23 protein-coding genes are annotated in these 24,698 nt (G+C 36.9%); 10 read left to right on the top strand and 13 right to left on the bottom strand.

Annotation, left to right across the window (positions count from 1 at the left end; genetic code table 11):
* Positions 1 to 225: 225 nt before the first annotated feature.
* A complete protein-coding gene (locus CES88_RS06090; RefSeq protein ID WP_290732470.1) occupies positions 226 to 1,128 on the top strand; it encodes a hypothetical protein in 903 nt (300 codons plus the stop codon).
* A 99-nt stretch (positions 1,129 to 1,227) separates the two neighbouring features.
* Here CES88_RS06090 and CES88_RS06085 read toward each other — a convergent pair whose 3' ends face one another.
* The 7 genes from CES88_RS06085 to CES88_RS06055 all read right to left on the bottom strand — a co-directional run bounded on the left by CES88_RS06085 (position 1,228) and on the right by CES88_RS06055 (position 8,225).
* Complete coding sequence (locus CES88_RS06085) at positions 1,228 to 1,761, bottom strand: hypothetical protein (RefSeq protein WP_290732437.1); 534 nt, start codon at positions 1,759 to 1,761, stop codon at positions 1,228 to 1,230.
* A gap of 187 nt (positions 1,762 to 1,948) precedes the next feature.
* The gene (locus CES88_RS06080) at positions 1,949 to 2,884 is read right to left on the bottom strand and encodes a dipeptide ABC transporter ATP-binding protein (protein ID WP_290732434.1); all 936 of its coding nucleotides are present in this window, start codon (positions 2,882 to 2,884) and stop codon (positions 1,949 to 1,951) included.
* Position 2,885: 1 nt separating this feature from the next.
* Positions 2,886 to 3,854, bottom strand: coding sequence for an ABC transporter ATP-binding protein (locus CES88_RS06075; protein WP_290732431.1), 969 nt, complete (start codon positions 3,852 to 3,854; stop codon positions 2,886 to 2,888).
* A gap of 2 nt (positions 3,855 to 3,856) precedes the next feature.
* On the bottom strand, positions 3,857 to 4,741 hold the full coding sequence (locus CES88_RS06070) for an ABC transporter permease subunit (protein ID WP_290732428.1): 885 nt from the start codon (positions 4,739 to 4,741) through the stop codon (positions 3,857 to 3,859).
* Positions 4,742 to 4,746: 5 nt separating this feature from the next.
* Complete coding sequence (locus CES88_RS06065; RefSeq protein ID WP_290732425.1) at positions 4,747 to 5,763, bottom strand: ABC transporter permease subunit; 1,017 nt, start codon at positions 5,761 to 5,763, stop codon at positions 4,747 to 4,749.
* On the bottom strand, positions 5,763 to 7,358 hold the full coding sequence (locus CES88_RS06060) for an ABC transporter substrate-binding protein (RefSeq protein WP_290732421.1): 1,596 nt from the start codon (positions 7,356 to 7,358) through the stop codon (positions 5,763 to 5,765). The genes CES88_RS06065 and CES88_RS06060 overlap by 1 nt, the downstream gene beginning before the upstream one ends.
* Before the next feature lie 120 nt (positions 7,359 to 7,478).
* Positions 7,479 to 8,225 (bottom strand): endonuclease, encoded by a 747-nt coding sequence (locus CES88_RS06055; RefSeq protein ID WP_290732418.1) that lies wholly within the window; start codon positions 8,223 to 8,225, stop codon positions 7,479 to 7,481.
* Between the two features lie 252 nt (positions 8,226 to 8,477).
* Between CES88_RS06055 and CES88_RS06050 the strand changes: the two genes are divergently transcribed.
* Positions 8,478 to 10,256: a L,D-transpeptidase gene (locus CES88_RS06050; protein WP_290732415.1), complete on the top strand. Its 1,779-nt coding sequence runs from the start codon at positions 8,478 to 8,480 to the stop codon at positions 10,254 to 10,256.
* A 52-nt stretch (positions 10,257 to 10,308) separates the two neighbouring features.
* On the opposite strand, the gene CES88_RS06045 is transcribed toward CES88_RS06050, so the two are convergent.
* From CES88_RS06045 to CES88_RS06035, 3 genes are read right to left on the bottom strand one after another with little or no spacing between them, the layout of a single operon-like run.
* A complete protein-coding gene (locus tag CES88_RS06045; RefSeq protein ID WP_290732412.1) occupies positions 10,309 to 10,968 on the bottom strand; it encodes a metallophosphatase domain-containing protein in 660 nt (219 codons plus the stop codon).
* Complete coding sequence (locus CES88_RS06040) at positions 10,965 to 12,104, bottom strand: MFS transporter (RefSeq protein ID WP_290732409.1); 1,140 nt, start codon at positions 12,102 to 12,104, stop codon at positions 10,965 to 10,967. The genes CES88_RS06045 and CES88_RS06040 overlap by 4 nt, the downstream gene beginning before the upstream one ends.
* The gene (locus tag CES88_RS06035; protein ID WP_290732406.1) at positions 12,101 to 12,457 is read right to left on the bottom strand and encodes a hypothetical protein; all 357 of its coding nucleotides are present in this window, start codon (positions 12,455 to 12,457) and stop codon (positions 12,101 to 12,103) included. Before CES88_RS06035 ends, CES88_RS06040 begins: the two co-directional genes overlap by 4 nt.
* A gap of 45 nt (positions 12,458 to 12,502) precedes the next feature.
* Between CES88_RS06035 and CES88_RS06030 the strand changes: the two genes are divergently transcribed.
* A complete protein-coding gene (locus CES88_RS06030) occupies positions 12,503 to 13,273 on the top strand; it encodes a nitroreductase family protein (protein WP_290732404.1) in 771 nt (256 codons plus the stop codon).
* On the top strand, positions 13,273 to 13,821 hold the full coding sequence (locus CES88_RS06025; RefSeq protein WP_290732401.1) for a hypothetical protein: 549 nt from the start codon (positions 13,273 to 13,275) through the stop codon (positions 13,819 to 13,821). Before CES88_RS06030 ends, CES88_RS06025 begins: the two co-directional genes overlap by 1 nt.
* On the opposite strand, the gene CES88_RS06020 is transcribed toward CES88_RS06025, so the two are convergent.
* A complete protein-coding gene (locus CES88_RS06020) occupies positions 13,808 to 14,659 on the bottom strand; it encodes a hypothetical protein (RefSeq protein WP_290732398.1) in 852 nt (283 codons plus the stop codon). The two genes, CES88_RS06025 and CES88_RS06020, sit on opposite strands and share 14 nt — an antisense overlap.
* Before the next feature lie 59 nt (positions 14,660 to 14,718).
* Here CES88_RS06020 and CES88_RS06015 point away from each other — a divergent pair, with 59 nt between their 5' ends.
* The 5 genes from CES88_RS06015 (at position 14,719) to CES88_RS05995 (ending at position 19,654) form a co-directional block, all read left to right on the top strand.
* A complete protein-coding gene (locus CES88_RS06015) occupies positions 14,719 to 15,168 on the top strand; it encodes a response regulator (RefSeq protein ID WP_290732395.1) in 450 nt (149 codons plus the stop codon).
* 173 nt (positions 15,169 to 15,341) lie between these two features.
* Positions 15,342 to 15,836, top strand: coding sequence for a DUF4402 domain-containing protein (locus CES88_RS06010; protein WP_290732392.1), 495 nt, complete (start codon positions 15,342 to 15,344; stop codon positions 15,834 to 15,836).
* 124 nt (positions 15,837 to 15,960) lie between these two features.
* Entirely contained in the window at positions 15,961 to 16,740 is a 780-nt protein-coding gene (locus tag CES88_RS06005) for a hypothetical protein (RefSeq protein ID WP_290732389.1), read from the top strand.
* An 80-nt stretch (positions 16,741 to 16,820) separates the two neighbouring features.
* On the top strand, positions 16,821 to 19,250 hold the full coding sequence (locus CES88_RS06000) for a hypothetical protein (RefSeq protein WP_290732386.1): 2,430 nt from the start codon (positions 16,821 to 16,823) through the stop codon (positions 19,248 to 19,250).
* Positions 19,247 to 19,654, top strand: coding sequence for a DUF4402 domain-containing protein (locus tag CES88_RS05995; protein WP_290732383.1), 408 nt, complete (start codon positions 19,247 to 19,249; stop codon positions 19,652 to 19,654). The genes CES88_RS06000 and CES88_RS05995 overlap by 4 nt, the downstream gene beginning before the upstream one ends.
* Here CES88_RS05995 and CES88_RS05990 read toward each other — a convergent pair.
* The gene (locus CES88_RS05990) at positions 19,651 to 19,920 is read right to left on the bottom strand and encodes a hypothetical protein (RefSeq protein WP_290732380.1); all 270 of its coding nucleotides are present in this window, start codon (positions 19,918 to 19,920) and stop codon (positions 19,651 to 19,653) included. The genes CES88_RS05995 and CES88_RS05990 overlap by 4 nt on opposite strands.
* Before the next feature lie 275 nt (positions 19,921 to 20,195).
* On the opposite strand from CES88_RS05990, the gene CES88_RS05985 reads away from it, so the two are divergent.
* Positions 20,196 to 22,187 (top strand): CocE/NonD family hydrolase, encoded by a 1,992-nt coding sequence (locus CES88_RS05985; protein ID WP_290732377.1) that lies wholly within the window; start codon positions 20,196 to 20,198, stop codon positions 22,185 to 22,187.
* Here the strand turns inward: CES88_RS05985 and CES88_RS05980 are convergent.
* Entirely contained in the window at positions 22,184 to 24,655 is a 2,472-nt protein-coding gene (locus CES88_RS05980; RefSeq protein WP_290732374.1) for a U32 family peptidase, read from the bottom strand. The genes CES88_RS05985 and CES88_RS05980 overlap by 4 nt on opposite strands.
* Positions 24,656 to 24,698: the final 43 nt, after the last annotated feature.

Genomic DNA, 24,698 nt, shown 5'->3' with positions numbered 1-24,698 from the left:
AACCACTGTCGATTTGAGTACTGAGGGGAATAAATTGTCTTTAAACGCAGAGAAAGTTGGCAATTTCCCAGATTTCTTGGCCAAGAGAAATCTATTGTTTTCTTTACTCAACTATTCGTAATTATAGATATGACAAATCTTAACCATAATTTACTACCAATGATTACTGGCTCCTCTATAGTAGTATTTAGTAGAAACTTCAAAAGCATGAACAAAGTGGGTCCTATGAAATTAGTTGAATATATTCATTCGAATACTTTTAAAGATAATTATAAAATCAGTTCGAATGGTGAGTTATTCTTTCATTGGGCCAATTGGCGTGAAACATGTAAAATTCAAAAAGATCTATTAGGTAAGGGAGTCGATCAAATTGACTTCATTGATAATACTTTGGAGTCCCTAAAGACAAAGAGCGTTTGGTTTCAGAGAAATCTTAAATCTGTTAAATCAAATCTCTATGAACTCTATGAAGCTTATCTTGATCCTAGACTTAAGGCCACTTGGCACGATATTCAAAAAGACACACTTGTTTCTCTTCATCATGAAGCGGGACCATATATTTCTCTAACTTCAATGCGCTGGATGGACAAGTCCACTTATAGCTTCTTTGTTTACCGAAAACTTTTAACTGGATACTTTCCTCTTAGAGAGTTTAGATTATCTGCTAATATTGAGTTAATTGCTGAAGTCAATCATTCTCCACTTAATAGTATTAAGACAAAAATAACTCAATTTTCTAATAGAGGACTAATTCTCTCTATTGACGGTCACTCTTTTAGCAAAGTGAAGAACTCTGAAAATATAAGTATTAAAATAAATTTAAAATCATTTAAAAGTAGTAAGACGTTTAATTGTCTAAAGAACTTTGATGCCAATCATGAAGAGGCCAATGATTATATGCATATTAAAGGAAGTAGTTTTAGAAATAGTGGAAACTTAAATAATGCTGATTATAGTAACGGAAGTGAATACTACTTCTTTATTCCTTACTCTGAAATTTCCTTTGTAAATAGAAACGAAGGCGCCGCTGAAGTTTTCGGAAGAATGGTTTCGTTAGCGGAAGAAGGACTGCGCGAAGAGATCTCTAAGATTTCAATTGTAAGTGAATCAGCGCTAGAAGTCGCTTAGTGAGTGTTAGCTCACTATTAACAATAACTGATGCGACTAGAGTAAGATAAATAAGGGTAGTTTTAAAAACTACCCTGTTTGAAAGAATTTCTCCGAAATTCACTTCTTAACCTCAATATCTTTAATTCCAACTGTTCCAAGTAGAAATACTTTATTCGATTTAAGGTGAAGTACGTGAACTTTCTTTCCATCTTTTAGAACTTCCCAGTTATCACCAACACGGTCGATCTCTAACTCATAACTCTTTCTCGTACCTTTAGCTCCATTGTAAAGAGTATCGAGCTCTAAGTTCCCGCCATTATGAGCAGCAAAGTTATCACTCTTTAAATTTACAATTTCATACTTATCTCTTTTTTCAAGATTCACTCCGTCAATAATCTTATTGAGTGGAATGAGCTCTCTTGATACACGTACTTTATTGTCATAAGTATCTTTATAGAATTTCTTAATATCTGAGTTCTCGTCAGTATCAATGACCATTTTAAAAATAGTAGGCGTCTCATCATTAGTAATAGTAATTAGTGAGCTCTCTACTGCTAAAGCGTTAATTGAAGTTAGTGAAAATAGCATTAGTGCCATCACTAGAGTTTCTCTTTTTAATAAAGCATTAATCATAGTCGAATTACTTTTCATTTTCTCTCTCCTTTATGAATTTGCTTGTTACAGGTGACTATGCCACATCAATGCCAACTCATAATCTGTGAATTCTATGGTTTATAGATTGAGAAAATGGCCCCAGATATTTCTGGTGCCGGAATGATACTCTTTTACGGTGCCGGGAAGCACCGCTGTGTAATTTTTATAGGGGGGTGTTTAATAATTAGACTAGAAAACAAGCAACTCTTCTTCCGTCAACTTCACGAAGCTCAGGAGTTTCTATAGCACACTTCTCTGTCGCTATTGGACAACGTTTATGAAAAGCACAACCAGTAGGAGGATCCAGTGGAGAAGGAAGTTCTCCAGAAATAGGCTCATGATCGTTCTTGTCTTTTGACACCGAAGGAGAACTTGCAATAAGAGCTTTAGTGTAAGGGTGTAGAGAGTTATCGAAGACTTTTTCTCTTGGTCCGTACTCAACGATTTTTCCAAGGTACATAACTAAGATATCATCGCTAATATGATTAACTACATGTAGATCGTGAGAGATAAAGAGATAAGTTAAACCCATCTCATCTTGTAATTCCATTAGGAGGTTTAAAACCTGTGCCTGAATAGAGACATCTAGTGCAGAGACTGGTTCATCGCAAATGAGAATTTTTGGTTGTAGAGCAAGAGCTCTAGCTATTCCTAATCTCTGTCTTTGACCACCACTAAACATATGTGGATAGCGCTGGGCCATCTCTGGGCGAAGACCAACTTTCTTCATCAATTCGCAGGCCTTATTAAAACATTCTTTCTTTGAGAGTTTTGTATTAATAAGAAGTGGTTCACTGATGAGTTGCCAAGCTTTCTTTCTTGGATTCAAAGAAGAATAGGGATCTTGAAAAATCATTTGAATAGCACTCTTAAAGTCTGATTTACTAAGTCCATCAATACTTTGATTTTCTATTTTTATTGAACCATTTGTTCTCTCTTCTAAGGCCATAAGGGCCTTCGCTAGTGTCGACTTTCCGCAACCAGATTCACCAACAATTCCCAGGGTTCTCTGCTTCTCTACCGAGAAAGTTACGCCGTCTAGTGCCTTAACGAGAGCGCTCTCCTTGAATGACTTTGTTATTGGATAATGTTTCTTTAAACTTTCAACTTCTAAAATCATTTTAACCTTCACTCATTGGATAGAAACAACTAACTTGGTGGTTTTCTTCATTTAAAACAGGTCTTGAAATAGAGCAATCATCTTTTACTTTAAAACATCTTGGATTGAATTGGCAGCCCTGTGGTCTTGATCTTAAATCGGGAACCATTCCTGCAATGGATGAAAGAGGAGCTCTAAAAGTCGTAGCATTACTTCCTGGAAGAGATTCTAAAAGACCTTTCGTATAAGGATGTTTTGGACTATGAATCACTTCATCAGAAGTCCCTGTCTCAATAACTTCTCCTGCATACATCACTTGAATGCGATCTGCATTTTCTGAAACAACACCAAGGTCGTGAGTCACAAGAATCATTGCCATATTATTCTTGGCCTGAATATCTTTTAAGAGTTTTAAAATTTGGTCTTGAATTGTTACATCTAGTGCTGTTGTAGGCTCATCAGCAATTAAGAGTTTTGGGTTACAGGCAATTGCCTGAGCAATCATCACTCTTTGACTCATTCCTCCTGAAAGTTCGTGAGCATAAGACTTGGCCCTCTCTTTTGGGGCCGGAATTCCCACTTGATCTAATAGTTCAAAGACAAATTCCTTTCTTTCAAGCTTACTGAGATCTCTTCTATGCATTTCAAGTGTTTCTTCTATTTGATATCCAACAGTGAAACAAGGGTTTAAAGCAGTCATTGGGTCTTGAAAAATCATCGCAATATCAGAACCACGAATTTTCTGCCACTCTCTTTCTTTTAGCCCAATAAGCTCTTGCCCTTGAAACTCTAGTTTGTCAGCAGTGAGTTCAGCTGTGTCAGGAAGAAGTCCCATTAGAGCAAGATTCGTTATAGACTTTCCACAGCCTGATTCTCCTACTATTCCAAGTGTTTCACCTTGTTTAATATGAAAACTTAGATCGCGTATGGCGTGTAGTATTCCTTTGGATGTGTGAAATTTTAAATTTAAATTTTTAATATCTAGTAACATTATTACCTCTTTAGTCTTGGATCTAGTGCATCTCTGAGCCCATCTCCAAAGAGATTGAAACCAAGTACTGCAAATAGAATACAGAGACCAGGGAGTGTGACCATCCACGGTGAACTTTCAATGAAAGGTCTCGCGTCTGCCAACATGATTCCCCACTCTGGAGTAGGGGCCTGAGCACCAAGTCCTAAGAACCCGAGAGCTGCAGCATTGAGAATTCCATCACTAAAACCAAGTGACGCTTGAACGATTAGAGGGGCCATACAATTAGGAAGAATTTCTAAGAACATTATTCTTACTGAGCTTGCTCCAAAAGTTTTAGAGGCCATCACGTATTGCTTCTTTTTTTCTGCAAGTACCGAGCCTCTCACAATTCTTGTAAATCCTGGAATGGCAACAATTGCAACAGCAATAATCGCGTTGGAAATACCTGGACCCATTACTGAAACAACAACGATGGCGAGCAGAATAGAAGGGAAGGCCATGAGAATATCAATCATTCTCATGATCACTCTATCTACCCAGCCTCCATAGTAACCAGAGACTAGTCCTAGAATTGTTCCAATACTGCAAGAAATAATAACAACAAAGAACCCTATCAACATTGAAATTTGAGCACCATAAATAAGACGGCTTAAAATATCTCGTCCCACGTCATCTGTCCCAAAGAAGTATCTAGCAGTTCCGCCATCAGAGAAAAGAGGAGGTACTCTTAGAAAGCTTGGGTCAATACTGGTTGGTCCATAAGGGGAGAGTAGTGGTGCCAGTAGTGCAATAAGAGTGAAGAGAATAATTACGACTAATCCAAAGATCGCGCCTCTATTCTTTGAGAATTGTTGCCAAAACTCTACTAGTGGATGATCTATTTCTTCTGTATTTTTATTTTCCATTTAAATTATCTCATCTTTGGGTTGACGATGGCGTAGACAAAGTCGACCACTAAATTAATTAGAACAATCATTGTCGCGATAAAGAGAACTCCACCTTGAATAACTGGATAATCTCTAGCGTTGATACTCGCAACTAACCATTTTCCAATTCCAGGCCATGAGAAGATGGTCTCTGTAAGTATGGCGCCTGTTATGATGGAACCAAAAATTAATCCAACAACTGTAACAATAGGAATAAGTGCATTTCTAAGGGCGTGTACTACAATAATTTTCTTTATTGGTAATCCCTTTGCTTTCGCTGTTCTTATATAGTCTTCACCAAGAACCTCTAACATACTTGATCTGGTCATTCTTGCCATCACCGCTAGAGGAATTGTTCCCATAGCAATTGCTGGAAGTATGAGGTGTGAAAGAGTTGAGAGAAATGGACCGATTCCTTCGTTCGCTAAATTTTTTGGAAGGAGAGTGTCTATTAACATAAACCCTGTTACTACATCAACGTCGTACATAATAGAAATTCTTCCTGACACTGGTGTAATACCCAGCTGAACAGAGAAGAAGAGGATAAGAATAAGTCCCCACCAAAAAATTGGCATGGAGTAACCAACAAGTGACCCTCCCATTAGGAGGTAGTCGTAGAATGAATTTCTCTTGAGTGCTGCTAGAATTCCAAAGGGGATACCGATTATCGCAGCAAAAATAATGGCACAAATTCCAAGCTCTAGTGTCGCAGGAAATCTTGAGAAGAATTCACTTGTCACAGATCTCTTTGAAACAATACTCGTTCCTAAATCTCCGCTAAAAGCTTTTTTTAGAAAAGTGAAATATTGCTCATGCATTGCTTGGTCAAGTCCTAGTGCCTTTTGCATTTTTGCGTAGACAATAGGATCAGCACCTCTTTCTCCGAGCATAAGCATTACAGGATCGCCAGGGACAAGACGTATTAGAACAAAGGAGAGAATCGAAATCCCTACGAGAGTAGGGATTAAATCTAATAACTTTTTAAGAATGAATTTTAGCATTATTTTAGTTCCACAGTTTTAAAGATATCTCCACCAAGTGGATCGATCTTATATCCTTTTACTTTATTGCTCATTGCTCTAAAGATTATAGAGTGAGCAATAGGAACCCATGGGGCTTGTTCTTTGAAAATAACTTGCGCCTTCTCATAGAGGTCTGTTCTCTCTGCGAGATCAGTGACTCTCTTTGCTTTTACAACAAGGTCTTCAAAGTCTTTATTACACCATCTCGCATAGTTTGATCCCGCTTCAACAGCTGAACATCCAAGAAGAGTATAGAGGAAGTTATCTGGATCACCATTATCGCCCGTCCAACCAAGTTGAACCATAGCGTGCTCTCCTGCTGATGACTTCTTTAGGTAAGTAGGCCACTCATAAGAAACAAGCTTGGCCTTAATTCCAACTTTTGCAAGATCTGCTTGCATCATTTCACCCATCTTCTTTCCATTAGGGTTGTACGGACGAGTTACAGGGAGAGTCCAAATTTCAGTTTCAAAACCATTTGGAAACCCAGCTTCTGCTAAGAGCTTTTTAGCTTTTTTAATATTGTAGTCGTAATCAACGATACTATCATCGTATGACCAAATTGTAGGAGGTAGAGGATTCTTCGCTAGTTTAGCATGACCTAAGTAAATAGCGTCAATATATGCTGTTTTATTTAAAGCGTGATTAACTGCTTGTCTTACTTTTAAATTTCCAAAAGGCTTCTTCATTGTGTTCATGGCAAGGTAGCCAACATTGAGACCTGGACCTTCAAGTAGAGTGATGTCTTTATTCTCTTTCATTGAACCTAAGTCTGCAGGAGATGGTTCAATAATTAAGTGACACTCACCAGTTTTTAACTTTTGATATCTAACTGAAGCATCTGGAGTGATAGCAAATGCTAGACGACTAACTTTGGCCTTTTCTCCGTAGAAATCTTTGAAAGCTTCAAACTTAATAATATTATCTTTTTGGTAAGATTTGAAAACAAATGGTCCTGTTCCCACTGGAATATTATCCATGTCACCAAGCTTAGCTTCTTTGATTAATTTATCACCGTACTCTTTTGAAAGAACACTCATAAAACTCATGGCCATATTGGCAAGAAATGGAGCCTCTTGTTTCTTTAAAATGATCTTAACGGTATGATCATCAACCTTAACAATATCCTTGATAAGATTTCCCATGTCCATTCCATTGAAGTATTCATAAGTACCACCACTTACTTTGAAGAATGGGTTTGATTCATCTCTCATTCTATTAAAAGAGAAGAGAACGTCATCAGCATTGAAATCTCTTGTAGGGGTGAAGTACTTAGTCGTATGAAACTTAACACCTTTTCTTAGGTTGAAAGTGTACTCAAGCTTATCTTCTGAAATTGACCAACTCTCTGCAAGAGCAGGAACAATTTTAGTCGATCCATATTCAAACTCTACGAGACGATTATAAATAGTGTGAGCGGAAGCATTATTTGAAGTACCATCTGTTGTAATTTGTGGATTGAAGGCCGTTGGGCTTCCCTCTGAACAATAAACAAATGTACTCTTGTTGGAACCTTCTTTTACGCAAGACGTGAAAAGTGCGCAAAGGGCTACGAGTGTGGCCAATTTCTTCATGGAATAATACTCCTCTTAAATGTGTTTTAGGGGAGCAATACTACCTGTAAAGAAGAGGTGTTGACAAATAATTGCGTGAAAACTTATCGATGCAAAGGGTCTATACAAAGTTATTTGATTCTAAAAATCTTCAATAACTTCAACTAGTCCCGGCTGCTCTATAAATGGATTTGAGTTACCTTGAATGCTTAGAATTTCACTATGTCTATCTTTCTCGGCTTGATCTACTGGGTCATCATGGTGCCACTTTCTAAGCCATTTTTCTTGAGCGCTTGGAATTCCTTGGCTATAGCGAACCGCGAAGTAGAACATTGCTCTGGCAACATTTCCACGGTGCTCAATAGGTGGCTCAAAGCAGGTTCCAATTCCTGGAGCAGTTCCTAGACTAGACATATTATTTGTCCACTTTGTATTGCTCACTTCGCAGAATGGGTAACTTGATCTAATTGAATTTACTTCTGAGTTAGCTGGAAAAATATGGTGAAGATCACTTACTGCAGGCTTCTTACTCGCGCCCTTACTCTTTGGCCATGTGTGTTCTGCGTTCATTACTCTATGATTTGGGATTGAGGTCGTTCTGATACACTCTTTAGAATATACTGAGCATACATCCCCATTTACGTTGTCTAGAGAACCAAACATTTCTTCTCTAGCTCCTCTATAACTTAAACTTCTACTTTGCTTACTCATAGGACCTAAAATTCTCTTTAAGTCTCTATCGCAAGTTCCAATGAGCTTCTTGTATTCGGCCTTAATTTCTTTAGAAGAAGTTAGTTTCATCCAGGCGTTCTGACAGCTTCCTGTTCTTGCCCATGACGAGGCCATGGAGAGGAAAGTGACAAGGCATAGAGCTACTATTTGTTTCAACTGATAATCCTAAGTTACGAGGTGCACCGAATGTAAGACCATTGGAGGAAAAATTCAAGTAAAGTTTTGATAAACCTTATACTTAACATTAGCTAGGCTAGGTAAAAAGTTCAATTTTAGTATTCCTACAAGAAATCAATAACTTAGATTAGGTAATCTTTACATCAATGAGTGAATCACGTTGATGTGAGGCGCTATTTTCTGTATTTTCGGGAGGTAAATGTAAATTGAAAAGTTTGTCAGGAGACATCTATGAGTAAGTCCCTTTTAATTTTGGCCATGACTGGTGCGCTAGTTACAAGTTGTGGTGGAAGAAATGAAAAGTATCCTAATACAGGAAATGTTGCCTATGAGAAAATGATGGGTGCCATGACTTCAATTAGTGAGATTGAAGTAGGTAAGAATTATTATACGACTACGGCGTTAACTGTTAGAGATGAAAATGGGAAGAGGCTTGGTACTCTTTCTCGTCATGATAAAGTGACAGTGGTTGCTACAGGAGCTGATGACTACGTTGAAATTACATTTAGAAGAATGAGTTATCAAAATATTGCGACTTCAAATAAGTACTTTGTTTCTTTTAAATACCTTCTTGAAAAAATTGAGGATTATAAGGACTTCGATGGAAAGTACTTTGTTATTCAAAACCTTGCGACAGAGAGACTTAGAGTTTATGAGAAATCATGTGACGCTAAGAATGTATGTCTAAATAAAATGGTTATGGAATCTGAAATGGCCATTGGTGAAGATACTAAAGAGACGAGAAGTTATGTTGGGTCTTATAGAATTACTGATTGGTGGAAGTTCTATCAAGATCATGCCGCACACTATCCTTCTTGGTACCAAGAAGATTATCCTATGCCACCAGAGGCAGGGTCGTCATTTCTAAAGTGGTTTAAGAGCAAGTATATGCCAGAAGAAAATGGAAAGAAGAAAGGTGATATGCGTGGAGCTTTTGGTTGGTACACAGCTTGGGTTGGACCAAATCACCATTCTCAGTGGACACACGGAACTGTTGGTTGGGGATCTGACAAAGATAGTTTGATTAAAGCAACTAAAGAATACTTTACGAATTTAGTGGCGAACCCAAGAAGTTCTGGTTGTTCTAGAATGAATAACGAAGCGATTGCTTACTTAAGAGACATACTTCCTGTAGGAACGCCTATTATAAAAGTTTATGCGAAGGAAGCACTACTTGATGGTCATAGATCAAATTATAGAGTTAAGACAAAACCTTGGAACTATGTTCTAACAAAGAATAATGCTTACTCTACTAAGAACTTCTCTGCTAATAAAGATGAAGTTGAAAGTAGAAATATTCCAATGAGTAGAAGATTAGAAGAAGGAACATTTGTTATGGATGCGTATCCAACAATGTTTAACTTCACAGAAGGTGAGGATCTTGGTTCGTACGAAGCAAAGACAAAGACTACTGGTAATGTTTACAGAATCGAAGAAGATAAAATGAAAGGTGTCTTCTATGTAGATGCTGGATTACTTGAAGATTATGCACATCCAAAGCATGAGAAAATCGGAAAAGGTGGATTTAATAATGAAATCGCTCCGTCTTACATGATTATGGATCGTTCGATTGATAAAACAATGGCAGTTTATATTGCGGATAAAGATCAAGATGAAAATGATAACTCAGGTGTTGAGTATCACGAAACTGTAAAAGTTGAGACAAGAGGAAAAGCAGATCTAAGTGGTGAAGATAATGACTTCAGTACTGAGATTGAAAACTTATTTGTAACAGGTAGTAAAGCAGAGAGAGATAGTAGTCCGCTAATTAGACTACAGTTAGATGTTGGGGTATTTGCAAACTTTATTATGACTCCAGTTGAAGATGACGAATGGGACTTAGTTGTTTCGAATGAAACTCTAAACTCAACGAATTCTAAAGTCGAAGAGTTTGTGAAAAGATTTTTTAAGAGAGGAGTAAGTGCTCCTGTCAGCGTAAGTGTTGGTTCAAAGGAAGTTACGATTACTAAGAAACAGGGTCGTAATATTGAGTTTACTTATAAATTCTAAAAAGTCTTAAGAGGCCAGCGGAGGAAGAAATTCTTTCGCTGGTTTTCTACGTTTAAATTTCAAATATTATTGGTTCAAAAGTAGGTTTATAGGATTCATCCATAATACTTGCATTCACAAATAAAGTACCATTTCTCTTTAAAGTCCCATGAGAGCCGTGAATATGTCCGAAGATATGGGCCTTAAGATCCAATTTATTAACGGTATTTAGAAGATCAATATCACCAAGTTCTGGACTATTCTTTTCAGGGAAAGCGCGATCTAAAATTCCAAGAGGAGGACCATGCGTGATGAGAATATCTGTGTCCTTAGGGATTGCTCTCCAGTGCTTTAGAATTTCTTCGCCAGCGGCCCTATTAAAGGCCCAATCTCTATACTCTAAATTAATTGGGCTTCCCCAGATTTTAATTCCATCAATTTCAATTTGACGGTCATTTAAAACAATCACTCCCTCTAAGAAATGAGAAGCAAATTCATAATCAACTTCAAAAATCCAATCATGATTACCAGGTACTAGAATTATGTGTTGATACTTATCTTTTAAAGAAAGAAACCAATCTCGTAAATCTGTGAGTTCACTCAACATAAGTTCTCTATTTGAACTTACATTCTTTGGAAGTAGAGAGAAGTCCCCTGAGTGAATAAGAAGATCTCCCTCTGGAAGGTTTTGTAGATAAGCTTGGTGTGTATCAGAAATCGCAACAATTCTCATATTGAACTCTTATCGCTCTTTAGAAAAATAATTAAGGCACCTAGTGCAAGAAGGCTTAGAAGAGGACTTAGCAGAAGAGCGATATTAGCACCATAGTTCTCATTTATAAGGCCAAAGACAAAGTGCATGGAAGCGAGCATCACCCCAATCCAAGTCATGACAGAAGTAATCATATAATCACTCTTCTCTTTAAAGGTCTCTACTAGAAAGTCCATTCCCATTGGAAAAGCGTAGGACATGGTAAAGCCACAGAGAGCGAGAAAGAGAGGGTGGATATAGAGACCGCTAAAGAAACAGACAAGTGTTGTAATATGAGAGAAGATCATTAAGTGTTCGCTCTTAAAATTAAATGACTTTAATGAAAAGAGTAGTCTTCCGGCGCATAGACTTAAAAAGAAGAAGCTCAAATAGTATCCAGCAGTGATCTCATCAAACTTTAGAACGGTTCTTAAGTAGTATGGAAGCCTAGTTGAGATAACAATTTCACTCGCGACGTAGGCGCCTAGGAGAAGTCCAAAGAGTATTCTAAATCTTACTGGAACATTTTGATTCTCTCTTTGCTTTTCTTGAGGTTCTGTAGGAAGAGTTTCTGTCTTAGCGGTAATAAGTATGACAGAGAAAGCAATAATTCCACTTACTACGAAGTAGGTCTTCCAGTCTCCTCCATGCTTAATAAGAAATGCCAAGATAAATGGAGCAAGTAAGGACGATAGGCCGTAGATTGCATGGAGGCCTGAGAAGAGTCTCTTCCTAGAGGAGCTCGTCGAGCCTTTAATCACTAGGACATTCATTGTAATTGTACAAATTGCGAGGCCAAGACCTAGAAGGACTGAACTTACAATTAAAAGTGTGTAGCTAGTTTGAACTCCTGTTATGTACATGAAGAAGCCACTTAGTGCCATGAGCGACAGGGAGATTCTTGTTGAAACTACAGGACCTAGTTTGGGGAGCCATTTTACAGCAGTGAGATTCACTAAGAGGCTTATGAAGCTTGCTACTGAAAAGATATAGGAGCCTTTAGCTGGTCCAATGCTGAGGTCTTCTAAAATCGCATTATATGTAGGTGATCTTCCATTATCTAAGAGTGATAAGGCAAAGAGACTAAGGTAGCCTAGAGCTATAAATCTCCAATTCATATATTTCCGCGCTCGTAGTAACCTCTGCACGTTGGAAGACATTGTTGAATACTTTTTATTTTTCGACCCAGTTTTATTCCTTTTCTATTTGCAGCAAGGTCCTCCCAATCAGGTGTCCCAAAGCCTAAGAGATCTGCAATTTCTTTGGCTACACCGACAGAGAAACTCTCTACAACACCACACTTTCTACTTAGAATACATGAATAGGAGCAATGTTTAACTTTATCAAATTCCGTTTTAGGGATTATTGATTTATATTTATGGAGAGTCAGAGTCGAACATAGAAATTTCTCTCTGGCCGAAAGGCTAGAATTTATTGAAAATACAATAAGACAAATAGTTAAATATTTCATAGATAGCACTCTATAAATAATGAAGTTTAAAGAAAAGGAAAAATCATGAGCAATGACATATTTTCAGAGGTGGCCGATACTGGTTACAGGGAAGAATTAGAGAGCATTAATAGCGAAGAATTCTTTAAGGTTCTAAAAAGCAGAAGAAGTGTAAGGGTCTATAAGGACGAGCCTGTAAAAGAGGAAGATATGCAGAAGATCTTAGATGCTGCTGTCTTGGCACCTAATTCTTCTAATCTTCAGCCATGGGAGTTTTATTGGGTGAAGAATGCGACGAAGAAGGCAGAGCTGGTAAAAGCCTGTCTTTCTCAACCGGCAGCAGCTACTGCTCCTGAGTTAATTGTTTGTATAGCGAGAACTGATACGTGGAGAGAGAACGCAAAGACAATGCTTGAGTTCTTAAATAAGAAAGAGGGAGTTCCTGCAGCCGCTAAGTCATATTATGAGAAGTTGGTTCCATTGGCCTACTCTCAAGGACCTCTTGGAGTTTTTGGGCTTATTAAGAGGCTTGCAATTTTTATCACAGGTTTTAAGAAAGTGACTCCAAGAGAGCCTGTTTCTAAATCTCAGATGATAACTTGGGCAACTAAGTCCACCGCCCTTGGGTGCGAAAATATTATGCTCGCAGCTAGAGCTCTTGGATATGACTCTTGTCCAATGGAAGGAGCAGACTCTAAGAGAATTAAGAATATTCTTCACCTTGGAAGTGGCGCCCACTTTGTTATGGTGATTAGTATTGGAAAGAGAGATGATAAGGGAGTTTATGGTGAGCAGATTCGCTTTGATAGAAGTCATTTTGTAAAAATTCTCGAATAATGAATGAAGTCTTTCTAAAGAGTATTCAAAAGATACAAGAGAGCTTGAAGAGTACAGGCTTTCTTAGAGGTCGTACGTTTGAAAACTACAAGGGGAATTACTTCTGTGATTGCTCTTCTTTATTTACATCAATTTTAAAGATTGAAAACGCTGAGCTTTTTGAAAGGATAAGTCGGGGAGATGAAACTTTAAAGAGTAGTGATTACTTTTCTTATGCGAGAGAGCACAATCTCTTTGTCGATGAGATTTCTAAGCTTAAGCTTGGAGATATTCTCTGTTGGAAGAAAGATCATATACCAAAGAGTGGGGATAGCGGTCATATGGCACTTGTTATTTCATTTCCTGCAAGAGAAGAGGATCACTTATATAAAGTAAGAGTCTTTGATGCAACGAAGACTCCTCATTCTAACGACTCTAGAGAGGAGGACGGTGTTGGAGAGGGAGATCTCTACCTACAAACTGATGCGATAGGAAAGATAATTGGAGTTCGCTGGAGCGATCAAATTCAAAAGATAAAGAGAACTCCAATTATCGCTATTCGCCTTTAATTCTATCGACTATTGCTCCTGCAAATCTTTCGGCAGAGTCTTCATCAAAACTTAGATAGAGAGCTGGTTCAATTAATTCAACTTCTCCAATATATCTCCATTGTTCTTCTTGGTTCTTTAGAAGATCAACTCTTGCAAAGAGAGTATCAGTTGAAATTGAAGAGAGGGCACTCTTGGCATAATTAATTGTACTTGTATCAGGAGTAAAAGAAGTAATAGAGCTTCCAAATTCTTCTTGTGATCTATAATCATTCTTCTTTGGAATTTTTAAAATTGCGTGGGAGAATTGACTATTAAAAAATATGAGAGAGATTTCACCATCTGTAGAAATACTATCTTGAAAAGGCTGAATGATTACTTCTTCTTTTGATTCCTTTCTGAACTCAGAATTTCTTTCAATAATTTGAATTCCAGAAGCTCCTGCTCCAACTAAAGGTTTCGTAATTAATTTTTCGCACTCAAATAGGTTAAAAGCTTCTTTGATACTATTAATTGTTTCAGTTCTCTTTATGGAGGGAACAATTTCAAATCCTTTTTCCTCTAGCTCAAATAGGTAGGACTTATTATAGTTATTTAGAATAACTTTCTTTGAATTAAATAATTTCGTGTGACTTGGGAGAGTATTTAGAAAGGAAATGAATTTTTCAATTTTCTCAGTGTAGTCCCATGTGGATCTAACGAGAGCACAATCATAGTCCTCCCATTCAACATTTGGATCATCCCATATTTCAAAAATTGCTGTAATACCTTGCCTCTTTAAAAAGGCAACTATGAGATTATCGTCGTTACAGGCCTCGGAGTTAATTTCTCTACAGGTAAGAATTGCAAGTCTTATCATACTGGTTTTCCTAGTGTTTAAGGATTTTTATACTTTATTTAAAGGAATTATACTTGTTTATGAGAGACAATGAAATAATGGAGCACAAAATATTAATGGTTGATGACTCGGAAGAGATGCATGAGCTGTATAAGAAAATTATTGAAAAAATGAATGCTAAGAATTTTGGAATGCAATTCTCACTAGAGCATTGTTTCCAAGGTGAGGTAGGAGTTTTAAAAGTAAGAGAAGCTTACCGCAATAAAGATCCGTATTCGTTAGTGATTATGGATATTCGCATGCCTCCTGGCATTGATGGAATTCAAACCATTAAGCATATTCGAGAAGAGTATCCACAAACTGAGTTTATTGTCTGTACAGCTTTCCAGCAATATTCCTGGGAAGATTATTTAGAAATCTTTGGCCCCACAGATAAAATTCTCTATATCAATAAGCCATATAATAAGACTACGATGAAACAATTGACTCTCTATGTCTGCTCAAAGAATCCTATTAAAAGCTCGGTCTAAAGTGTTACTCTTGGCCAATTTCTTCATTAAGGTTTGTCTTCTAAGACTCTGTTAAGTAAAGAAATCTTTAAAAATATGTTCCTATCTATTTAGTTTTACTTAAGGGTTAATTTTCTTAACCGATAAATAATTATCAATATTAAGAAAGTTAACCATTCTAATTAGGGGGAATGATGAAGAAGACTTTTAAGAAAGTATCAACAACAATGTGTCTTTTAGGATTATCAACAGCGGGACTTATGTCAGTAGATTTAGCAAAAGCTGCTTCTGACACAGCTCAGGCCCTTGCTGTCGTTACAGCAGCAATCAATATTTCACAAGTTGCAGATCTAGATTTTGGATCTTCAGTTCAGGGTGATGCTGCTTCTACTGTAGCTCCAGGTGATGCAACTGCAGCAGAGTTTGCTGTTACAGGGCAGGCGAGTACTGCCTATACAATTACTCTACCGGCCGACGCTACTGTAACTATGATTACTGGTGGTGGTGCAACTGCTGATGAGCAGATTGCAGTAAACTCTTTTGCCTCTACTCCAGCAGCTGGAGCAAACGGATTACTTGACGGTACTGGTGCGCAAACTTTGAAAGTTGGTGCGACAAGAGCGGCCCTTTCGGGGACTCAGACTGCAGGGAGTTACGCAGCTAACTTTACTGTAGACGTTGTTTACTAGAAATTACAAATAGTTAGATAATTTCATGGCCCCTTCTTCACGGAGGGGCTTTTTATTTCCACCTTACATTCATCAATATTTTTAGAGATAATGTCTTTAACTACTTGAAAAAATGGAGAAGTTAATGAAGTTAAGAATACTCTTTGCTGTAAGTGTCCTTTTACTTGCGGCAAGTACTTATGCAAATCTACAGGTCTTTCCAACAAAGATTAAATTATCGACGAGATCAAAAGTTTCAACTGTGACGATTAGAAATAAGGGAACGTTTAAAACAACTTATAAGTTGAGCGCTGTTTTCTACAAGCAGTCTTTTGATGGTCAGATGAAGAGAATTGATGACCCTGGAGTGGGCTCACATTCTATTATTAAATTTCTTCGCTTCTCTCCAAGACGAGTTACTCTCGCACCAAATGAAGAACAGGTGGTTCGCTTTATGGTGAGAAAAACTTCTAAGCTCTCTCCTGGAGATTACCGCGCTCATATTCGATTTGAGCCAATAAAGAAAGAAGAAGAGAAGAGTGGCGGAAGAGATAATCTGGTTATGATGAAGATAGATGCTAGAGTCGCAATTAATGTCCCTATTATTTATTCGCATGGAAATAGCAGTGGGAAAATTAGCTTAGAACAATTCGCAATCTCTTCCAATAAAGAAGGAAGCTTCTTTCATGTCATTATGAAAAAAGATGAATCTATTTTTCCTTTTGGGACGTTTAAAATCTTTCGCCTTGATGGAGGAAAAGAAGAGTTTATCTCAGTTGTAAATGGCGTGAGCTCTTATATTCCAGAGAGAAGATTCACTTTTAAAATTGAAGACTTCAAAAAGAAGAGAGGGAATTATGAAATTCGCTTCTTTGAAAATGAATTTGCAAAAACTCCTTCGGCAAAGGATCAGTTTAAGTTTTGATAAAATCTCTTTACCTTCTATTTATGCTTTCTTCTATGAGCACTTTCGCTCAAGGGGATTGGTATAATTATGAGAGAATTATGCTGATTAAATCAAAGAAGAATTTTATTTTAAACGAAGGACTTCTCACTTATAAAAAGAATAATAAGTGGTATCTTCCCCTAGAAGATCTCTTTGATTCAATTGGTATAGAATATAAATTTGCCAAGAATCAAAGAGTGATAGAGGGGTTTCTCTTTGATGAGAAAAATGGTTATCAAATAGATTTAGATCAATGTGAAATGAATCTTTTGGATAAAGTTAAGAAAATTGATTGCACAAGCTTTATTGCTCTTGAAGATTTTGTGCTTGTCGATGTGGCGACTCTTGAAGAAATTACTCCTATTAAATTTAAAATAAACTCTCTTAATTCTTCTATTGTTTTAGAATATCACTCTCTATTTCCTCCAGAAGCTAGAGATGAGAGGGCTTCTAAGAAATCTTCCAAAAGAGGTGAGATCGTATCTTATCCAGTAGAGAGAAATAAGAGAGAATGGATAGATGGATTCAATTTTGATCAATCAGTATCGCTTGAGTCAAGTAAGTCTAGAGATGGGCACACTAGAACATCTCTACGTCACGAGACCTCCCTCTCTGCTGAGGTTTTAAAATCAGAGCTTTATACTGACTACAGAGGGATTGGAAAGAGGCAGGAGTCTTTTTGGTTAAGTCTTGAGAGGAATGATTATAGAAGTCGAATCTTTGGAGATGTAGGGCTAAGTGAAATAAAGCTTATTCACTTTAATGCGCCTACGGTAAATCTCGTTGGTGGAGGAAAGCAAATTACTGGAGGCTATTTTTCAAATAGATCTCTTCTTCGATCCAAGAATTTTTCAAAAGAAGACTTTTCTGGCCCTCTTGAGAGTGGGTGGGAAGTAGAACTCTATCACAATGATATTCTTATTGGGAGGCAAAGCGGTAGCTCTTTAAAGCAGAGGTATGAATTTATTGGGGTCGATTTATACTACGGTCTTAACCGCTTTCAATTTATTTTCTACGGACCTAAGGGGGAGAGAAGATACGAAAATAGAAATTTAAATATAAGAGATAATTTCAAAAATGATGGAAAGATTATAGTCACGGGAGCGATGGGTAAGGATAGCTCTAAAGAGGATAATTATACCTTCTCTCTTTCAAAGAATCTCTTTCAAAGAGTGCAATTAGATTTAAATACAACACGAAATTTTGATGAAAGAACCCTTGAGTCAACGGATTACTACGGAGGGTCTCTAAGTACTTTTCTTGATAGCACTCTTCTTGATACAAATTATATAACTGATGGTAAGGAACGTGCTTTTGAAGCGTCTGCTAAATTTAACTTTCTAGGTGTTAATACCAATCTATCCTATATTAATAACACAGGAGTGAAGTCAGACACTCTAGGGCAAGAGAATCCTATCGACTATTCATGGAAGGGATACTTTCTACTCCCTTTAAAATTTATTTCAAATTTACAAATGTATACGAGTTTTAATTATAAGAAGAAATATGGTGTGACTCCAAAGTACTTAGATCTCTTAAATAGACTCTCATTTTCTATTATGAATTTCTATATTTCAAATAGCCTTAGCGTTGAAAACGATGTTGTCTTTAATGAATTATTTTCTCGTTATACATGGGGGCATTCGACTTTGAAGTTAAAAAATAGAATGAATAAAGAAGGCCTAAGAGATAGTGAATTTGGTTATTCATTTTCAAATAGAAAGAAGCATAGCTATAGCTCAAACTTGATCTATGAATTTGATACGAGAACAACTTCTTTAAATCTTAGGGCCGACAAGAGGTTTGAAAAACTCTACGCAGGAGTCACTCTTGAAGCGACGAATAAGAAGAGTTATGGAGTAGGTCTAAATCTAACCTATGGACTCGTCTTTGACAAAGAGAGTGGAATTAATCTCTATAACAAGAGAACTAGTGAGTACGCCAATATTAAAAGCTTGGCCTTCTTTGATAAGAATGGTGATGGGAAAAGAAGTGCTGATGAGGGAGTTATTCCTAATGTTGAATTTTACCGACTCTCTGGAAATGAAAGACAAGTGACAAATAAGTTTGGACATGCCTTCTTTTCTTTTGTTCAACCCCTTGTTCCAACGGATATAAAAATTAGTCTTCAAAATATTGAAAATATTTACTTGAAATCAAGTACCTCTGGAAAGAGAGTTTGGGGAAGAGCTGGGAAGACTGCGCTTCTTGAATTTCCTCTGAGGATTGAAGGAGACGTTGAAGGAGAGATTGAGTTTTCTAAGAAGACAAATTCAAAAGAGAGATTAAAGGGAGAGATTCTATTAGATGGTAAAATTTATAAAGAGTTTCAAATTGAAAGAGATGGTTATTTCTATATTCAAGGGATTATCCCTGGGAAATATACTTTAAAGATTAAGTGTGAAAAATGTGTCGGACGAGATTATAAGAAAGAATTTACGATGCCTAAAGAGGGCGATAGTATTTTCTTTGAAGGGGTGAAGATATGAAGGTATTGATACTTTTGCTTATTTCTATTAGTAGTTATTCAAAACCAATCAAAGTTACTCAAGTTCAAGACCTGGAGTTTGGAATTCTTGTCCAGGGAGATTCTTCTAAAATAATTCCTCCAAACTCTAATAATCCGAATAGTGCTGTATTTGATGTTACTGGAGACAAGAATACCTCTTACTCAATCTTACTTCCTACTCAAATGTCAATTAGTCTAAATGGATCAGGATCTAACCCTATTATTATCAATAACTTTAAGTCTGTGCCAGCTGCGGGGGCAAATGGATTGCTCGATAAGAAAGGTAGGCAAACTATTGGTATTGGAGCAACTCTTACAAGTATAAATGTAACTCAGCCTCCAGGGAATTATTTCGGAACTTTTACAGTGGATGTAATTTACTAGAAAAATATTTCAATTTTCTTATTCTGTGGAGTTTTTAAAATACCCTTCTTTCCTGAACTTCTTGTCATTGTTCCATTTGTAGAATGAATGAGAATCATTTGGTTCGGAGCAACTCTTATCCCACTAGAGTCAATAGTGAGCTCTCTCTTCTTCTTTATACTTATTTGAATTTCGGCAAGGGTGTTGACTTGCATCGTGGCCCGCGCAGAAGCGGATTCAGCGCGAATATCTAGAGAGAGAATAAGTAATAGTGTTAGGACTTTCATCTCTTAGATATTGAGGCCATTTCCTAGGGGAGAGAGGGATTAATTTTGCGTTTATCAAGACCTATTAAGCTTTTAAAGCTGGTTCTCCATAATTAGAGATAGGTTAAGAAAGTAAAGATTTAGAAGAGGGCATTGTCTATATTTGATCTAACTTTTCTAAACTCTTGTATTCTTGTGAGAGACCTGAAAGGTTGTCAGATATTTAGAAGAGTAGTCACATGTCAGCTTTTTAGACACTTAATTTCAGTAGTTTACTTATTTTCAGGAGTTTATCTTTGGTATGTATTTTGCTCTTATTAATGGGAAGTACTTACAATAAAGGTGTCGACATGAGAAAAACAAGCTTTCTTCTTCTATTTATTCTTGCGAGTTTCTATTCTTGCTCTAAGAAAGAAAAGAGTTATGAGTATACAAAAGTCGTATCTGAGATTGAGTTCTTAAATCAACAACAGCTAAAACAGAGCTCTACTTTATCTTCTGGTGAGCAATTTAGTTTAAATACAAAGAAAATTTCAAGTGGTGAGAAATCGCTAAATCTATCCGATAATCTATGCCTCTTAATTAATAAGAAACAGCTTGATAATCCCTTTGAGTTTGAAAAATACTTTTCAAAGAATATTAAGTTCAATGATTTTAAGAGTTATACAAATCAGATTACACAATTATCAAATCACTGCTATTCTTCTGAAATTATTATGGACCACTATCCAATCAGCATTATTAAATTAAATTTAGCTGGTGATAATTCACTCTATGCCTTCTTTAGAGTAGATAAAGAAAAGCTTATTCAGTCTTACTACTTTCTTTCTGCAGTAGGTTTAAACATTACTCACGAATTAGTAAGAATGAGTGATGGTGAAGAAATTTCTTCAATTACTTTCAGTAATCCTAATGTAAAGAGAGGAACTTTCTTTATAAAGACTCCATATCTTCATACAAGTAGTTTTGGTTACTATATTAATTCTGTAAATAGTTTGATGAAAATGAATATGAATGTAGTCATCCAATCAAATAGAGGCTCTCATGCTTCGACAGGTAACTTTAAATGGCTTCACGAAAAGAATATTGAAGACTCAAAAGAGACAATTGAGTGGATCACTAAGCAGAAATTTTCTAATGGGGCCGTTATATCCTACGGTGTATCCTATGATGGCTATAATGCACTTGCTGCAGCAGCGAGTAATGCAAGAGGGCTTATTTCTGCAGTTGCTTGCAGTGCTCCCTCTAACGCTGAAACGGACTCTTTTACTGCAGGAAAGACTGTAGAGTCGAGATTATTAGACTATATTGCTGAGAGAGAAAATCCAGATCAACTTTCTCTCTACGATGAGAAATTCTCATATCTCTTTTCTAAGAATACTCCTTTTGAAGACTATGACAATCTTCTCTATGGTAGAGATATTGCAGATTGGACAGATTTAACTAATGCAAGAGAGAATGGAGAACTTAGCGAGTACTTTAAAGAAAGGTCTATTCTAGAGGAGCTTAAAGAGTCACATATTCCAATCTTTCATATTGCTGGAACAGATAACGATCAAGATGGGAGAGATACTGTCTTGGCCTTTGAAGCTCTAAGAAATGATTCGATAAATCCAAAGAATCACTTCCTATACTTACATCATCAGGGGCACGGTTGTGGTGGATTCTTTGAGAAAGAATTTGCATTTAATTTCTTGCAAGGAAAAATGAAAGATTTAAAGAGTGAGTACCGTGACCATTCAGAAATTCCAACTGGATCAAATAATGTTGAAGGAGATTTTAGAGAGTTAACTCTAACTCTGGGGACTGAAGCCCGTCCTGCTATTTTAAATAATAGGCTAGATATTGCTGAAGGTAAGTCTCTTCAATTTGGAGGGGTGCTTGAAGAGGATTTAGTCGTCAATGGAACTTTGAAATTAAAATTTACAGCAAAATCCTCTCTAAAGAAAACAGCTGTTATTGTTTCTCTCTTTAATACTGAAAATGGTGAGTGGGAAGTTCCTCATTCAATGACTTATGGAATTAGTCGAACTTCAATTTACTTCGAAGATAATAGTGAAGGGGAGTATTCTCTAACTCTTCCTCCAATGTTTTTTAAGCTTAATAAAGGCGAGGCTATTCTTATTAGTCTTTCTGCAGCAGCAGATAGTTTTGTAGATTTCTTTGTTCGTGAAAGAGAGAATTACTATGAGATAAATGCAGATGCTGGATTTATTGAGGTATTAGATTCAAGAGTGAATTTAACTCTTCCTGTAGAAGTAAAGAAAGAGAAGTTGGAAGAAGCCTAGAACTTCTTCCTGTCAATGTAGGAATCTTCTTTGAAGATTTGTCCCGATGAGAGTCCGTAGTTTTCATGGAGACCTAATTCTTTATTGAGCTCTGCTGGTTCTATTTGATTAGATAATAGATTCGTAAAGGCCAAGAGCTTATTGTAAATAGTTTTCGCATCTTCATGGAGAGCTTCAATTCTAAAGAGGCTCACTCCAATGGCCTCACATTCTTTTAAAAGAGTAGGCGCAGAGATGGAAGTGGCATTGTACATGGTATTTCTGCACTCGGAATCTGCCTTGATGAAGTGCTTATTTCCAAAACTATCATGTAGTTCGACTTTGTGTTTTTCACAAGGCTTCCCGCAGTCTTTAAACGATTTTCCATTTGAAAGAAAAGCTGCGTACACACAGTGTTCCATATGAAAGCTTGGCATATACTGATGAACTGTTATTTCAAAGTTCTTATTCTCAGAGTGTTCTATTAAGGCCAAAAGTTGATCTCTATTTAAGTCGTAACTAGGAGTAAGAGAACTTAGTCCCTTCTTAAATAGGTAAGATGCGGTGACGGAGTTTGCAATATTTAAACTAAAGTCTCCGATCACTTCTTGCTCGGGATCATGCTCTTTAATAAACTGAAGAGCTCCTAGGTTTCTCACTAGAATAACGTCAGGTTTAATTCTAAGTAGTAGCTTTAAATGATGATATTCACCAGGTTTTAGAATCCTATTGGTCGCTATTGCGGACTTTATTCCATACTCTCTTAAGAGGTCTAGAGATGTTTGGTAATCTCTTCCAAATTCATAATCTAGAATAATGAAATCTAAACGCTCTTTTATTACTTGATTTGAACTTATTAGAGGAAGAACCTCTTCTAACTGAGAAATTTCTCTTAGTAGGAGCCTTATCTTGGAATCTCTCTCTTGAAGTCTCTCTTTTGAAGAGGGAAGAGTTACTTCATTTAAGTCTCTCACTGGAGCAGTTGTTAGCTCTTCTAAGAGTTGAGAAATAGCTCTTTGTCTAAGCTTCTTTAAAGTCTTATTTGGAATAAAAGGTGGTACTTCTGATAATTCGACCTTTGGTGATTCACAGATAAAAGGAGTAGCACTTAGAGCGCTAATTTCCTTTTTTATTGAATCAATATTAACGTCATTCTTTGATGGCTCAAGAATTAATTCATCAGTAATAGTTATCACTTTTTCACTTATTGAGGCCGTTAGTTTTAACGGCTGTCCACAGTGAGCTTCTAAGTTTACTTTGATAGGTCTTCTGAGTAAGGAGTGCTTATCAGTAAAAGACTTACTTAGATCTTTTGTAATCTTTGGAGAAGAAGTTTGATAGATATTATAGCCTTCTTTGATAGCACTCACTTTAAAGTCTTTTTGAAAATAGATTTCAAAGCGTCTGTTTTTAAGAGTTCTAATATCGTAAATCATTCCCCCAGTTTCTTTCTTCTTTGGTTCTGATACGCTCGCAAAGAGAAGACCATCTCCCTTTTCTAAATTTCTATCAGAAGCAATAATTACTGAGTTCTTTCTGACTTCTTGAACTTGACCAATTTTCAGTCCACGATTACTTCCAAAAGTTCCGTCAACTAAGTCTTGGTGATTGACTCCGTGGAGCCAGCCTGGGAAGAATCCTCTAGAGTAGGTAATTGCCATTTCTTCTTTAAGATCTTTAGTCGGAGCTTGATGATCAATCGCCGCTCTATAAGAATTTGCTACGCTCGCAACAAAGAGAGGGCTTTTGAGTCTTCCTTCTACTTTTAAGGAGTCGACGCCAATCTCTCTGAGTTGATCGACTTCATCAATTCCACAGAGGTCTTGTGGAGAAACAAGATACTTCTGATCGATGAGATCAACCTTCTTATCATCTACAATGAGATCATACTCAAAGCGGCAGCTCTGAGCACATTGCCCGCGGTTAGCACTTCGTCCACCTATGCTCTCACTTGTAAAGCATTGTCCTGAGTAGGCAACACAGAGAGCTCCATGGACGAAGACTTCTAATTCTTTATCTGTATTTTCTTTGATTTTTTTAATTTCACTTAGACTATTCTCTCTTCCAAGGACATATCTTTCGATGTCTAAGTCTTTTGTCATTTCAATGGCGAGTTCATTGGTCACTGTCATTTGAGTTGAGGCGTGAATTATTTGCCATGGCGCCATCTCTTTTATGAGTTTTACTAGGCCTAGGTCTTGTACAATGATCGCATCTGGCGAAAGAGGAAGAAGCTTTCTTAGAAGCTCCATTGCTCTAGGAATTTCTTGTTCAAATATAACGATATTAAATGCCACGTGAACTTTTACATCATATGTGTGGCAGAGTTTTATAATTTCTTCTAATTGCTCGAAGCTATGATCAGTGGTTCTTCCTCTAGCATTAAATTCTGGCATACCCACATAAATGGCATTTGCGCCATTGTGAATAGCGGCCTGGCACATCTCAATATTGCCAACAGGGAGGAGGAGTTCTGGTTTCTTTGTCATAACCTTGGATAAGTAGCAGAGAGTACTTGAAAGTACAACGCAA

The organism is Halobacteriovorax sp. JY17 (assembly GCF_002753895.1).
Taxonomy (GTDB): Bacteria; Bdellovibrionota; Bacteriovoracia; order Bacteriovoracales; family Bacteriovoracaceae; genus Halobacteriovorax.
Note: the sequence above shows the minus strand (reverse complement) of the source record. Positions and strands in the feature narration are given on the sequence as shown.

What these genes read in the sequence shown, in the direction of transcription:
- CES88_RS06065 (WP_290732425.1), bottom strand. Translation starts at nt 5,763, where the DNA reads ATGCTAAAATTCATTCTTAAAAAGTTATTAGATTTAATCCCTACTCTC.
- CES88_RS05980 (WP_290732374.1), bottom strand. Translation starts at nt 24,655, where the DNA reads ATGACAAAGAAACCAGAACTCCTCCTCCCTGTTGGCAATATTGAGATG.
- CES88_RS06000 (WP_290732386.1), top strand. Translation starts at nt 16,821, where the DNA reads ATGCTGATTAAATCAAAGAAGAATTTTATTTTAAACGAAGGACTTCTC.
- CES88_RS06020 (WP_290732398.1), bottom strand. Translation starts at nt 14,659, where the DNA reads ATGATAAGACTTGCAATTCTTACCTGTAGAGAAATTAACTCCGAGGCC.
- CES88_RS06060 (WP_290732421.1), bottom strand. Translation starts at nt 7,358, where the DNA reads ATGAAGAAATTGGCCACACTCGTAGCCCTTTGCGCACTTTTCACGTCT.
- CES88_RS06010 (WP_290732392.1), top strand. Translation starts at nt 15,342, where the DNA reads ATGAAGAAGACTTTTAAGAAAGTATCAACAACAATGTGTCTTTTAGGA.
- CES88_RS05990 (WP_290732380.1), bottom strand. Translation starts at nt 19,920, where the DNA reads ATGAAAGTCCTAACACTATTACTTATTCTCTCTCTAGATATTCGCGCT.
- CES88_RS06015 (WP_290732395.1), top strand. Translation starts at nt 14,719, where the DNA reads ATGAGAGACAATGAAATAATGGAGCACAAAATATTAATGGTTGATGAC.
- CES88_RS05995 (WP_290732383.1), top strand. Translation starts at nt 19,247, where the DNA reads ATGAAGGTATTGATACTTTTGCTTATTTCTATTAGTAGTTATTCAAAA.
- CES88_RS06035 (WP_290732406.1), bottom strand. Translation starts at nt 12,457, where the DNA reads ATGAAATATTTAACTATTTGTCTTATTGTATTTTCAATAAATTCTAGC.
- CES88_RS06080 (WP_290732434.1), bottom strand. Translation starts at nt 2,884, where the DNA reads ATGATTTTAGAAGTTGAAAGTTTAAAGAAACATTATCCAATAACAAAG.
- CES88_RS06005 (WP_290732389.1), top strand. Translation starts at nt 15,961, where the DNA reads ATGAAGTTAAGAATACTCTTTGCTGTAAGTGTCCTTTTACTTGCGGCA.
- CES88_RS06090 (WP_290732470.1), top strand. Translation starts at nt 226, where the DNA reads ATGAAATTAGTTGAATATATTCATTCGAATACTTTTAAAGATAATTAT.
- CES88_RS06040 (WP_290732409.1), bottom strand. Translation starts at nt 12,104, where the DNA reads ATGAATTGGAGATTTATAGCTCTAGGCTACCTTAGTCTCTTTGCCTTA.
- CES88_RS06085 (WP_290732437.1), bottom strand. Translation starts at nt 1,761, where the DNA reads ATGAAAAGTAATTCGACTATGATTAATGCTTTATTAAAAAGAGAAACT.
- CES88_RS06030 (WP_290732404.1), top strand. Translation starts at nt 12,503, where the DNA reads ATGAGCAATGACATATTTTCAGAGGTGGCCGATACTGGTTACAGGGAA.
- CES88_RS06045 (WP_290732412.1), bottom strand. Translation starts at nt 10,968, where the DNA reads ATGAGAATTGTTGCGATTTCTGATACACACCAAGCTTATCTACAAAAC.
- CES88_RS06025 (WP_290732401.1), top strand. Translation starts at nt 13,273, where the DNA reads ATGAATGAAGTCTTTCTAAAGAGTATTCAAAAGATACAAGAGAGCTTG.
- CES88_RS06070 (WP_290732428.1), bottom strand. Translation starts at nt 4,741, where the DNA reads ATGGAAAATAAAAATACAGAAGAAATAGATCATCCACTAGTAGAGTTT.
- CES88_RS06050 (WP_290732415.1), top strand. Translation starts at nt 8,478, where the DNA reads ATGAGTAAGTCCCTTTTAATTTTGGCCATGACTGGTGCGCTAGTTACA.
- CES88_RS06075 (WP_290732431.1), bottom strand. Translation starts at nt 3,854, where the DNA reads ATGTTACTAGATATTAAAAATTTAAATTTAAAATTTCACACATCCAAA.